At 44.9% G+C, this 13,043-nt stretch carries 11 protein-coding genes; 4 read left to right on the top strand and 7 right to left on the bottom strand.

Annotated elements, in window-relative coordinates:
- Nucleotides 1-164: 164 nt before the first annotated feature.
- Nucleotides 165-1,151, top strand: a complete 987-nt coding sequence (locus DSCA_RS27840; RefSeq protein WP_155319549.1) for a TAXI family TRAP transporter solute-binding subunit — start codon at nucleotides 165-167, stop codon at nucleotides 1,149-1,151.
- A 237-nt stretch (nucleotides 1,152-1,388) separates the two neighbouring features.
- Entirely contained in the window at nucleotides 1,389-2,906 is a 1,518-nt protein-coding gene (locus DSCA_RS27835) for an AAA family ATPase (RefSeq protein WP_167527984.1), read from the top strand.
- Nucleotides 2,907-3,026: 120 nt separating this feature from the next.
- Here DSCA_RS27835 and DSCA_RS27830 read toward each other — a convergent pair whose 3' ends face one another.
- Nucleotides 3,027-4,148 carry a PQQ-dependent sugar dehydrogenase gene (locus DSCA_RS27830; RefSeq protein WP_155319547.1) on the bottom strand — a complete coding sequence of 374 codons (1,122 nt, stop codon included), beginning with the start codon at nucleotides 4,146-4,148 and terminating at the stop codon, nucleotides 3,027-3,029.
- 271 nt (nucleotides 4,149-4,419) lie between these two features.
- Here DSCA_RS27830 and DSCA_RS27825 point away from each other — a divergent pair, with 271 nt between their 5' ends.
- Complete coding sequence (locus DSCA_RS27825; RefSeq protein ID WP_155319546.1) at nucleotides 4,420-5,709, top strand: IS701 family transposase; 1,290 nt, start codon at nucleotides 4,420-4,422, stop codon at nucleotides 5,707-5,709.
- A 159-nt stretch (nucleotides 5,710-5,868) separates the two neighbouring features.
- Here DSCA_RS27825 and DSCA_RS27820 read toward each other — a convergent pair whose 3' ends face one another.
- From DSCA_RS27820 to DSCA_RS27810, 3 genes are all read right to left on the bottom strand, one after another.
- A complete protein-coding gene (locus tag DSCA_RS27820) occupies nucleotides 5,869-6,495 on the bottom strand; it encodes a carboxypeptidase-like regulatory domain-containing protein (RefSeq protein ID WP_155319545.1) in 627 nt (208 codons plus the stop codon).
- Nucleotides 6,496-6,527: 32 nt separating this feature from the next.
- Nucleotides 6,528-7,445: a hypothetical protein gene (locus DSCA_RS27815; RefSeq protein ID WP_155319544.1), complete on the bottom strand. Its 918-nt coding sequence runs from the start codon at nucleotides 7,443-7,445 to the stop codon at nucleotides 6,528-6,530.
- 231 nt (nucleotides 7,446-7,676) lie between these two features.
- Nucleotides 7,677-8,525, bottom strand: a complete 849-nt coding sequence (locus DSCA_RS27810) for a hypothetical protein (protein ID WP_155319543.1) — start codon at nucleotides 8,523-8,525, stop codon at nucleotides 7,677-7,679.
- A gap of 84 nt (nucleotides 8,526-8,609) precedes the next feature.
- Here DSCA_RS27810 and tnpC point away from each other — a divergent pair, with 84 nt between their 5' ends.
- Entirely contained in the window at nucleotides 8,610-10,001 is a 1,392-nt protein-coding gene (tnpC, locus tag DSCA_RS27805) for an IS66 family transposase (protein WP_155316279.1), read from the top strand.
- Here tnpC and DSCA_RS27800 read toward each other — a convergent pair.
- The 3 genes from DSCA_RS27800 to DSCA_RS27790 are packed head-to-tail and all read right to left on the bottom strand — an operon-like array spanning nucleotide 9,915 to nucleotide 12,939.
- Complete coding sequence (locus DSCA_RS27800; RefSeq protein WP_155319542.1) at nucleotides 9,915-11,423, bottom strand: hypothetical protein; 1,509 nt, start codon at nucleotides 11,421-11,423, stop codon at nucleotides 9,915-9,917. The two genes, tnpC and DSCA_RS27800, sit on opposite strands and share 87 nt — an antisense overlap.
- A complete protein-coding gene (locus DSCA_RS27795) occupies nucleotides 11,420-12,010 on the bottom strand; it encodes a carboxypeptidase-like regulatory domain-containing protein (RefSeq protein WP_155319541.1) in 591 nt (196 codons plus the stop codon). The genes DSCA_RS27800 and DSCA_RS27795 overlap by 4 nt, the downstream gene beginning before the upstream one ends.
- A gap of 23 nt (nucleotides 12,011-12,033) precedes the next feature.
- Complete coding sequence (locus tag DSCA_RS27790) at nucleotides 12,034-12,939, bottom strand: hypothetical protein (protein WP_155319540.1); 906 nt, start codon at nucleotides 12,937-12,939, stop codon at nucleotides 12,034-12,036.
- Nucleotides 12,940-13,043: the final 104 nt, after the last annotated feature.

Raw genomic sequence — 13,043 nt, 5'->3', positions numbered from 1 at the left:
AGGCAGTAAACCAGATAGCGTTTAATCTGAGCTGATTACATTCTGTCTGGCAGGTTTCTGATAAACCCCTCATGAAGTTTAAATTGAAAGCTTTATATACTCGTAAATACGGTGACAATGTAGAATCCTCTTGTTGGTTAACCAGAAACCGGGGAGATTATGGCATGAAAAAGGGATTGGTGGTGTTTTGTGGGGTATTGCAGTTAATCGTATTCCTGGCGACTTCGTCTTTGGCAGTGGACCTGGGTGTTATCACGGGAGGGGAAAAAGGCACATACTACCAATTTGGACTCAATTTACAGGAGCTTGTTAAAGAAAAAGGCATCCGACTCAAGGTTTATAATTCCACAGGGTCTATCGAAAACCTTTACGCGGTATACAAGAGACCTCGGACGCAAATGGGAATTGTGCAATCGGATGTTTTGGCCTTTGTATCCCGGGTTCAAAATGATCCGGTCTTGAAGCGGATTGCCAAGAAAACAAAAATGATATTTCCATTGTATAATGAAGAAATTCATTTGCTTGGGAAACCGGATATTAAAGATTTTGACGACTTGACTGAGAAAAGCGTTGCAATCGGAAAAGAAGGCAGCGGTACCTACCTTACCGCAAAGTTATTGTTTGAAGTTTCCGATGTCAGGCCCAGGGAGTTGATTGCGATTGGTACAGACGAGGCGCTTTCACAATTGAAAAATGGCGCAATAGACGCGATGTTCTATGTGGCAGGGTACCCTGTTAAATTATTCAAGGAAGATGTAACGATGGACGATAATCTTGCTTTAATTCCAATCTTGAACAAAAGCATTACCGAATTTTATCCGATAGCTGAAATCCCTGATAACACATACCCGTGGCAACCGGAGACAATTAATACGGTTGCTGTCAAAGCAGTGCTGGTATCGTTTAATTTCAGAAGAGCCAATTGCCAGTTTGTGGGTCAGTTTGCAGAGGTCGTTAATTCGAATATGGATTGGCTTATGAAAAACGGGCATCCGAAGTGGAAATCCGTTGACCTGGATTATCCTTTGCGTGGCTGGGAGCAATATGATTGTGTTAAAAAATATCTCGCAAGAACCAAGCGGTCTCCGGAGAATAGTCCGACTGAGATAAACCCCATTCTGGAAGCGGTTAAGAATATATTGAGTGAATAATTACGGAAAACTTTTGTTTATAGGACGAGCCTGTTTTTTAAAAGCCATGACGACTTTGAGTCGTTTATGGCTATGAGCCATATCAAAATGACCCTTAATCCAAAACTTCTTTTTCCCGTTCGTGTCTAAATGTTCCCGGCCATGTATCTTAATTATTACAATCTGAATTTCAAACCTTTCGATGTATCTCCCGATCATCGGTTTCTGTGGCTTGGTGAAAAGCACAAGAAGGCGCTTTTGTCTTTAAAATATGGCATTTTAAACGACAACAAACAGGTGGCCCTAATTGGCGAACCGGGTACGGGCAAAACGACAATAGTAAATGCCTTATTACACATACTGAACAAAAAGATCATTTATGCACGGATATCGGATCCTTCTCTGGGAGAACAAGATTTTTTTAATATGGTTGGGTCATTATTAGGCATCAAAGAAAGATTTAAAAACAAAAATGAATTCATGATGCATTTTGAAATATTTCTTAAAATTGCATCTGAAAAGGATATCAAGGTAATTATTGTCATTGAAGAGTTTCAAAGGCTGAAACCAAATATTTTAAATCAAATCGATATGCTTTCCAAGATTGGTAAATTTTCCAAACCAATAGTTGCCATAATCTTTATCGGACAGAAAGATGCCAACCGCACGTTGTTAGGTAACGATGCTATCAGGAAAAGGTTTACCTTTATTTTCACCTTGGATCCATTGGAGGAATTTGAATTAGCATATTATATCAAACATCGACTAAAGGTTGCAGGAACCAATAATAATATATTCAGTTCTAATGCTTTTCGGGAGATATACGAATTTTCTCAAGGCATTCCCCGCATGATAAACAATATCTGCGATTTCGCTCTATTAAAAGGATACAAAAAAAATATTAAACATATTAATTCAAGGCTCATTAAAGAATGTGTAAAAAGCTACAATTTCTCGTATAAAAACAGCTCAACAAAATCCAACAGGTCACACAAATTGTTCAAATTCATCAAATCAGGTTTTATAACTTACAAGTTTAGATATATAGCATCATCTTTGTTGGCCTTAATATGTTTCATTTTCGTCATTTTTAATTATTCATACAACCTCAAAGACGCTTCACCAAAAAATAACAATATTTTTGCAAACACATTGAGAATCTTTACAGGAAGATCACCAGATACACTTCTGCCAGCAATTAAAGGGATTGGAATACAGGGCCACAATAAAGCCAGTACAAAAATTGAAAGTCATGATTCAGATGGCCAGGTCCACACGCAACTGGACAAACCTGTAAAACTGGACACTAATGGCAAACAATTAGATACCCTTGTTTCTGAACTGAAGCATGCAAATGCGCGTGTCGGTGAACTTCAATCCGCATCGGCTGAGCAGCAACATATTATAGTTAACAATAATCAAACACTTACAAGTCTTAAAGATGAGCTACAGAATGAAAAAAAGACAAATGAAAGACTTCAATTCGAACTTTCAAAAAAGAATTTTTCGATCGCCGACTTAGAGGAAAGGGTATATAAACTTCGGGATATTATAATCAGGTACGAAACGGCAATGGACCAAAACAAAATCGATATTAAAAAATTAAAAAACCAATTAGCTAATTTGAAATTAAAAATTAATGAACAACAAAATTTACCTGACGTCAATGATAATAAAGAGGCATCTGAAAAAGCTAACGAAATGATCGAAACTCAGTATGACCCGCCCAATCCGAATGACATTATTGATTGGGTTATAAAGAAGCGGTCGGAATAAATTTTGTGTTAACAGGGCTATGAATCCGCGGATAGGGTTTCTTCAGATCATTTTTTAGGAGGGCAGTTCCCCAGCCTCAATTCAATGCTAAAGTTTTGCCCCGGCTCGTCGTAATGGTTTTTAACGGCGGGGTGTCAATTTTAGAAGACGACCACCGGTTTTGTCCTCGAGCACATACAACGCCCCTTCGGGTCCCTGTTCGACCTCGCGTATACGTTTTCCCCATTTAAACCGTTCGGATTCTTTGGCAATGTCCCCTTTCAAATCAACACGAATGAGGGCTCTTGATACAAGTCCACCGATAATCGCATTGCCTTTCCAATCGGCAAACAGGTCACCGTCATAGATAACGAGACCGGACGGTGCAATGGAAGGCACCCAAAACGTTCGCGGAGGTTCGAAGTCAGGACGGGTGTCATGATCGGGGATCGGTATTCCCGAGTAGTGGTCGCCGTTCGACACGATCGGCCAGCCATAATTTTTACCAGCAATGATCAGATTCAACTCATCGCCGTGGCGCGGCCCCATCTCATGGACCCACAAACGTCTGTCGGCATCAAAATCGATGCCCAGCATGTTGCGGTGACCCATGGTCCAGAATTGCTTGGCCAGTTCACCCCGATTCTGCCACGGATTATCATCGGGCAACGTTCCGTCGTCGTTTAAGCGCAGCACCTTACCAAGATGGCCGTCAAAATTCTGGGCCGGTTTAAGTTTCTGGCGGTCTCCGGATGTGATGAACATTTTACCATCGGGGCCGAACGCGATGCGATGGCTGTAATGACCTTTTCCAGTAACTTTTGGCTTCTGAACCCACAGCTTTTCCACTGACGTGAGTTTGAGCGGGCTGCTTTTTAGATCGAGCTTGGCGCGGACCACCACCGCACCGATTGTGGCGTTATCATCCCCTCGTTCGGCATATGACAAATAGACCCAGGAATTGCGCTCAAAATCAGGATGCAGCACCACATCGCCCAATCCACCCTGACCGCCATAGGCAACTTCCCACAAGCCCCGGACTTCTGTTTTCGAACCGTCGCTGGCAACATGCCACAGCACCCCCCTCTTCTCGGTCACTAAAAGAGTGCTATCGGGCAGGAACGTCATGGCCCAGGGCTCATGGAAAACAGCGACCTGCACGGCCACAATTTTGGTGCCCTTCGTGCCCTCAATTAGAAAAGCCCCGGCCGTAGCCGGTACAGCGATTGAAATGATAATCAGCAAGTGGATAATCAAGCGCATAAGTGTTTATCCATAGGCCCATCTTTAATGTTTACCGGCATCTCAATGGCGATCGAACGATACGAAAAAAAATGGATCTGTTTCTAAAACGGGTGGGTCTTTACGCACCTACCAATTATTAATTGGGATGTCAACTTGCTGGAAAAATGTTCATTGTTGTTGGGATGGGGGCATATTTTAACCCTACAACGTTACTTATTAATTTTTAATTTGTAATTTCTCCCAAGGTCTGCCATACTACGCAACAACCCTTTAATAAAGGAGGCAGACCATGCTACCAGTCACGCGGTGCGACGAACACCTTTACCCGGTTCCAAAATTCGATCTTGGGAAAGGCGATGTTAAAGATTTTATGAATGAACTCAAAGGATTTCACGAACAGTTCTACGATTGTTTTCAACGCAGCGAATCCAGAGAGCACTTTCTAAAATTTATGGCCGGACAATTCAGCCCGCTTGAGCGTAAATCCATCGAGCCTATCGCGCTGGCCGTGAAAGATGGCAATGTCAGGGCGATGCAACGTTTTGTCAGCGATGCGCCATGGGCCGACGATAAAATATTAACCAAGTATCGTAGTTTTGTTAACGATGACCTTGGTAGTCCTGACGGTGCCTTGATCTTCGACGAAAGCAGCTTTGTTAAAAAGGGCCAGGACTCTATCGGCGTGGCCAAACAATACTGCGGAACCATCGGAAAAGTCGAAAACTGCCAGGTTGGCGTCTTCGCCGCCTACGTATCGGAAAACGGATATGCAATGGTCGACAAGCGGCTATTTCTCCCCGAAAAATGGTTCACCGACGATTACATCGAGCGCCGGAAAAAGTGCAATCTGCCTGAAGATACGGTTTTCCTGACTAAACCCCAACTGGCTGTTGAGATGCTCAGCGCTGTCAATCAAGAAAACGTCCTGCCTTTCAAGTATGTGCTTGGCGATTCCATATACGGGATCAGCCCTGATTTTATCGCCGCGGTTGAGTCCTTGCCGGACAAAACCTACCTCGTATCGGTTCCCAAAGATACACGATGCTGGCTGAAACGACCGATGACCATTACCCGATCGTATCGCTGGGGTGGGAAAACCAGGACCAAGACGCTTTTGGTCGATCCTGATAGCAAACCGTTGACCGTGGAAGAACTGGCCCGGAACATCAACGATTATTTTTGGTATCGTCGGCAGGTGTCCGAAGGCACCAAAGGACCCATCGTTTATGAGTTTACCCGTCGCCGGGTCATCCTGTCCGCTGAAGGGCTTCCTCAGAAAACCGTATGGCTGCTAAACCGACGTAGCCTTGGCGATGATCCGCAATACAGTTATTTCATCAGCAATGCGTCATCGAGCACGAGGCTGAAAACACTCGTATGGCTCAGCGGCCTGCGTTGGGCAATCGAGCAGTGTTTTGAGGAGGCCAAAACCGAGTTGGGCATGGATCACTACGAGGTGCGCAAGTTTCCTGGATGGCAGCACCACATGCTAACGTGCATGCTGGCCCATTTTTTCCTCTGGCACCTGAAAATCAGGATGGGAAAAAAAAGCGCCATCTATTACGCTGTCGCAGCTTAAGATCCTTATCAAACTCATTTTGCCAATGAAACGGCACACGCTTGAAAGCCTACTCGAACAGGTTGCTTGGATACAGGCCCGGAACCATCAGGCCTACTTGTCACATCGAAAAAGACGCATGCGTGAAATTTTCAAAGAACACTAAGTTACGTTGTAGGGTTATTTGATATCATACTTTTCCTTTTTGATTTCATCTAAAAGCATTGATTGTTTTTCATCAGAAAGGCCAGCAACACGAACACTAAATCTTTCTCGTCGTTGTTCAATGCTCCATTTGTCCAACGGAATAACCGCCTTTCGCCCCTCCCATTTAACGCGATCTCTGTAATAGATAGATATCTTTAAGGACTCCCAGCTTGTTAGACTGACGTCTTCATACCCCACTTTGAAAATTACGATATCCATTTTCCCAAGGTGGGTCATAGCTCTGGGCCCCATCCCCTCGATTGTGAACTCACCATTATTATCCGTGAGAGTTTCCCGAGAATCATAAAACTCAGTAACTTCACCACCGGCCGTATGATATACTTTATACCAAACACCGAGAACGACAGCCCCCGCAATAGGTTGCATGGTTTTGGAATCGATTACTTTCCCATGGTAACTGCCCTCGTAGTATACAATGCTCATGCAACTGCTGAGCACCGACAACATACAAAACAACAGGAGAATCCGCTTTACCAAGGAAGCACTTTCAAGACGATCAGAAGCATGTCGGTAGACACCTGTCAGGGTTGGAATACCACCATTTTCATTATGTTTAACCATCTGAAACGTTATCTTCATGGGATGTACCTTTCGTTGGGATAGCGATTTGGTTAGAAACGATAAATCTTCCAGATTCCATTATCGTCCACTATAAAGTAAATGTAATGGGTTATCTCGTATGTTCCGGTATTGTGTGTTTCGATCCTGCGGATCCGAAATTTAGCCGTTTTATCATCGATTGAAATCATCGAGATTGCCTGCATATCGCCCGCAATTTGGGGGAGATGATCCCCCAATGCTGTATATATTTCCTCATACAAGTTTTTCTTATTATCATCAAAATAGTCAATTGCCTTTTCAATATTCCTGGCAAAAAGCGCGGTTTTCATATCCGTCCATTTCTGTTGCAGCAAGGAATCTATCTCTTCCTTATCCACAACCATAACCGCAATCGTATCCGTGTAGGTCACGCCTTCGTGCACCACTTTGGCGGTATACCAGGCAATGCCCTCATCGATCATACTGACCTGGAATTCATCCGGTTCGACCTCCATCAGTTCAACAGGAGCGATACCGGTATAGGTAATGATTGCATCCTGAATCGAAAATGTTCCCCGTATATGCAGCGAGAAATCCAACGGTGCGCTGCCCGAAGTTATGTTGGCATGAAGCTCAATATAATGCTCCGGGACAGCAGCACTTACCGATACATCGGCCGACTGGGAATGGCCGTTGATATCCATCGCTGTTGCTATGATCGTATTGGTTCCCGGCTCAAGGGGAACGTTGTTGACGACAAACTCGTTACCATAAACCATGGCCAATACACCGTTGACGGTAATACCCGTCTCACTGCCGCCGGTGTTGGCAAAGGTGCCCCGAACCATCACATCCGGACGATCAATGGATGCACCGTCTGCCGGAGAAACGATATTAATGCTGATGGGAGAATCGACCCTAACCGTCGCAGACTGGCTGACCGTACCTCCTGTTCCAATGGCCGTGATCGTGTAAGTGGTGGTTTGCATGGGCGCAACCGATAGCGTACCGTCCGAATCGACGATGCCGATATCCGGTTCGATACTCACCATATGGGGAAAAAGGGGACATTCTCATCTTTTAAACATTTGATGAATTCTAAAAAATGACCAAACCTCATTCCGATATTGATTTGACATAAATAACATATTGAAATTTAAGGATAGCGCTAAAACATCACTTCGCACCTTTTTATCGGAATTAATATGAATGACAGTTCATCACTCTTCCCATTGCGTATCAAACAAACGGATATCATCGACATCCATGTAGAAATAATAATCGTTCAATGTATCAAAAGAGGCCAATTGCATGAACTGGATGGATTTCAGGTAGAGCGGGTCAGGTATCGGGTGGCCACCGATTTCAAACCGCTCGTGAATATTGTCGGTAATTCTTTCCGCAGGGTCAAATACATGAGGAATCAGAAGGTCCGAGGAGGTCCAGTTGTGTAAACGGCCGTCACCAGAGTATTCGATTACAGTATCGTCATTGAAGTGCAGCAAAAGTGCATGGTTGGCCCATTCCGGGTGGTCTCCAAAAAAAGATTCCATTATGGGAATATTGAACTGAAAATATGTGGTTTGCGTAATAAGTATGCCATCGCTGCCATCGGAGGTAAAATCCTTGACCAAAGAATTGATGCGACTAACGCCATCGTGGTTTGATGATTGAGTGCTTTCCATGATCAAGTGGCCATCGATTGCTGTCTGGGTGGAATCGTCGTCATCATCGCCTGTATTCTGCCATTTATCTTTATCTATTCCATTGTCCCAATTTTCGATAAAAAGATCCTTTACTTCCGGCTTGAATACTTTTCCCACAACTGCATCTATTTCATTGCCCATTGTGCCCTGAAATGCCAATGTGAAGGTAACGTCTTTCCATTCTTCAACAAAAATGGGCTCAACAGTGGTGAATTTGAATGAAAGCGCTATGGAGTCCTGATAAGCAAGTTCGCCGATATAAGGGGTGTGATCGGCGCGGACGAAAACATCTGCATTTTCTTTTTGTAAGCATTCACGGGGTACTTTGATGGTCCGATTGGCTTCGCAAGTCCCCGAAATCAATACACAAAGGTAAGGTTCCTAACCATCTGGAATAATTCAAAATAAATCTAGATTTTTCTTTTTGGCTATGATAGGGTGCTTTTCATGGCACTCAAAAGACCTTTTTCGGAACTCGATTGGCAACTGACGCCAGAGCCGGTGCGTCATTACATCATGGCTCTGGAACGGACGCTTTTCGATATGGAACAGCGGATTGCACTCCACGAAAAACGGCTCGAGAAGCTCGAGGTTCGGACCCGGAAAAATTCTCACAACTCCAGCAAGCCACCGTCTTCCGATCCACCTTTTGCGAGGAAGAAGAGAAAGCAAAAAAAGAGCAAAAAGGCTAAAGGCGGTCAGAAAGGCCATAAGCCGCACCAGCAGCAAGTGCTGGACCCGACCGAGAGCTATTGGTTGACCCCGCAACGTTGCTCATGCGGGCATTCGGCTTTCGATCAGGAAAAGATGAAAACGTTTTACGTACATCAACATATTGAGCTTCCCGAAATCGAAATGCAAGTCAATCACTATCTTCTCCAGCAATGCGATTGCCCTAACTGCGGTAACGTGGTCAAAGCCATGCTGCCACCTGAGATGTCCACCGGTTACGGTCCTCGTTTTACCGCCTTTATCGGTGAACTGAGCGGCATCAAGGGCATGAGCCGAAACGATGTCAAAAAGTTGTGCGAATCTGTATTAGACATTCCCATTGCCACCGGAACCATCCAGAAAATTGTCGACCGCACCTCAAATGCGCTATTGCCAGTCTACGAACGCATCGGCCAGATCGCCCGACGCTTTTGGTGTAACTACATCGACGAAACATCCTGGTTTAAGCAAAATGATCTGCACTGGCTGTGGGCCATGGTAAATGAACGGGTGGCATTTTATCGTATCGACCCACACCGGTCTAAGGCGGCCTTCGAAAACTTAATCCAGGATTGGAACGGCATTCTGGTCAGTGATGGATACGGCCTATACCAAAAATGGGTGCACCGCCAAACCTGCCTGGCTCACCTGATCCGCAAGGCCGATGCCCTGACGGAAAGAAAGAAACCCGACCTTCGCCGCTTCGGAGAAATCGTCGCCGCCTGGCTGAGGCAACTGGTATCGTTTGCCAAAGAACCTCCCGACTCAAAACAGTGGTCGGATTTTTATACGTTCTTCTTGTTCACCGTCTCCCTTTGGGAGGAGGACAAGACCGATGCTGGTAGACTTGCCCGTCAGATCGTACGGGAAATGGACAGTCTGTGGACCTTTCTCGATCACCATGGCGTCGAACCTACAAATAATCGCGCTGAGCGGGCCTTACGTTTTGGTGTGCTGTGGCGAAAACGCAGTCTGGGAACCCAAAGCGAAAAGGGTAATCGGTGGGTCGAGCGGATCTTGTCACTGAAAGAGACCTGCCGTTTAAATGAAAAGCCCACGTTCCCATTTCTCGTGGAATGTATTGCTTCCTACTTTCGTAATATAATGCCTGACCTTTCCTGGATTTGATTCATACGGGAATATCCCGTGAACGCGTACTTCTTTTTTATAATGGATTAGCAAAAAGAAGTTGCCATCCAACATGGACTCCTGTGTTTCGGTGGTATTCTGGATATTCAACTTGATATCTTTAAACGTATTGTTGTTAAAACGGGGGATGGTCGTTACCGATAGCTGGCCGCGGAAAAAATAATCCAGCAAATCTGCAGAGTAGCCGATGGCTCGGGGGATAAGTTTTTGTGCATATTCTTCATAACAGTTGTCATCTAACGCTACAGGCAGTTTTTCATTGGATATATTGGGAAAATAAGCGTCACGGAAATATTTTAAATAACCCACAGCTGCTAGTTTGTAGATGGTTTCTCCGGGATGGCCGTTCCAATTGGCCAGATATTGCCGTTCAAGGTTCGTTAGAACATCTTGAGGCTTCTCCATGAAAACAACGCAATGCTCGGGCTTCGGGTATGGGAAGACAAGAGGACCATCATCGCCATCTGTTTTAAACATGGTAAACATACTTAAAAAATTGATGCTTGTGTACTCGGCCAAGCCTAAACAGGACATGTTTATTTGACTCAACTGGTCTGGTGTCGTGTCGGCCCGAAGGATATTGGCATCCCACAGATCGGTAATCCTGAAATCCAGAAAATCCCCGTTATCCGGCTCTTTATCAAACCAACTCGTTTTATTTCTTCGCCTTACGTAGTCCTCAAAAGGGTTACCGAACCATTTTAAAATATTCCAGGTTGATTCGTGTTCCGCCAAATACCGGGTATGGCCTTGCGAAAAATCGTTTCTGACATGGGCCGGTACCGCGGTATCCTGTATCAGATGCATGAGTTGGCCCAATGCACGGAATGTATAAGTCAGAAATTGGTTTCTTCTCTGTTCATCTGCTACGACCACGTTATTGCCGACTTCGAGATCCGATCCGGTCAAATAAGCCAGGTAATACTTTCTAGCGCTTTCCCAGTCCCACGCGTTGAAGTCTTGAACATCGGAATAGGGATCAATATACCCTCTGTCGATGAAACCGGTAGCCCAGGTAATATTAGATTTAATTTGGTCCGGCGGATAAGAACTGGTACCCCAGCACCACCAATCCACTATTTTTAGAGTGTCAGAAAGACCGGATGTGGTCCAATCCAGGTAAGGGTTGTGGAAGTGGTTGGATGCGCGGCACATGGGATCGTCTTCCATTTCTGCGCCGTATTGAATCCATTGATAAAGAAACTTCCCATTAACTGATGTGTCAATACCATACTGTAGTATTAAATTATCTTTAAAGTATGAATTGGAAACAGTTAGCGAGGCTTCCAACGCCTCTTTTGACATCTTTGGATGGATAATTTCATCATTAAAAGCAAACGCTATGAGAAAATTAAATGTTATTGAAGACACTATTATGCATGTAGATACAATATGTCTCATTTCTTGTTTTTCCTCATACGAGACTTAATTTGGTTTCTGTATGTCTTTCTTTCTTCTGTTGTAGCCTCATGGAACATTGGCGTTGGCCATTTCACCTTTATTCCAACGGTTTGAACAAAACTCGCATGCTTCAACTCAGGAAAGTCATTACTTTTCGGTTCCAACTCGACCATCATCCCATTTTTCAATTTTTTCCACCGACGAACAAACATCTCATCCTCGTCTTTTCCTTGCGGATTGAAAACAGTATCACTGCTCCAGCAGACATATCCTTTTTTATAAATCCCCATAAAATGGGTGCCGATGGGGTAGTAGGGGATGGTAAAAATTCCTTGAGAATCGGTGACATCCTCGGTGGTGCCGTAGCGCTCCTTTGGCGTTGGATATCCTGGAGGAGCGAGCTTATACCGGATCCAATTTATAGCCACCACAGCACCTTCCACCGGTTCTCCGGTCCGGGCATCAACCACGCTGCCCTTGATGTTATAGTGCATCCCACAGGATGCAAACAGTGGAACCATAACCATCAGAGTTAGGGCCATCTTCAATTTAAGGAAAAACAAGCTATTGCCTTTGTAGGTTTTCATGGTCGTTCTCCAAAGCAAATAGATTAGAAGTTAACAATTCGCCATGTACCATCGCCCGTTTTCTGAAACAGCAGGTAAAAAGAGAAAGGTTGGCCAGCCTGCTCTCCTACCAGATTGTACTCGGCCATATCCTCTTCGATTTTAACCAAAGTAATGCTCCGCATACCAGCGATGATTTCATCCAAATGGGCATTGAGCAAATTGAAATTATATTCGAACGTTGGGCGGGTGGCTTCAGAAAAATATTCCAAAGCGCCCGGAATGTCACCATTGCCGAGCCGCTTTTTCATATCCGTCCATTTCTGCTGCAGCAAGGCATCGATCTCGGCGACATCAACAACCATAACCGCAATCGTATCCGTGTAGGTCACGCCTTCGTGCACCACTTTGGCGGTATACCAGGCAATGCCCTCATCGATCATACTGACCTGGAATTCATCCGGTTCGACCTCCATCAGTTCAACAGGAGCGATACCGGTATAGGTAATGATTGCATCCTGAATCGAAAATGTTCCCCGTATATGCAGCGAGAAATCCAACGGTGCGCTGCCCGAAGTTATGTTGGCATGAAGCTCAATATAATGCTCCGGGACAGCAGCACTTACCGATACATCGGCCGACTGGGAATGGCCGTTGATATCCATCGCTGTTGCTATGATCGTATTGGTTCCCGGCTCAAGGGGAACGTTGTTGACGACAAACTCGTTACCATAAACCATGGCCAATACACCGTTGACGGTAATACCCGTCTCACTGCCGCCGGTGTTGGCAAAGGTGCCCCGAACCATCACATCCGGACGATCAATGGATGCACCGTCTGCCGGAGAAACGATATTGATGCTGATGGGAGAATCGACCCTAACCGTCGCAGACTGGCTGACCGTACCTCCTGTTCCAATGGCCGTGATCGTGTAAGTGGTGGTTTGCATGGGCGCAACCGATAGCGTACCGTCCGAATCGACGATGCCGATATCCGGTTCGATACTCACCATATGGGGAAAAAGGGGACATTCTCATCTTTTAAACATTTGAT

The sequence above is a fragment of the Desulfosarcina alkanivorans genome (genome assembly GCF_009688945.1).
In the GTDB taxonomy this organism is placed as follows: Bacteria; Desulfobacterota; Desulfobacteria; order Desulfobacterales; family Desulfosarcinaceae; genus Desulfosarcina; species Desulfosarcina alkanivorans.
This window is presented reverse-complemented; position numbering and strand designations above follow the sequence as displayed.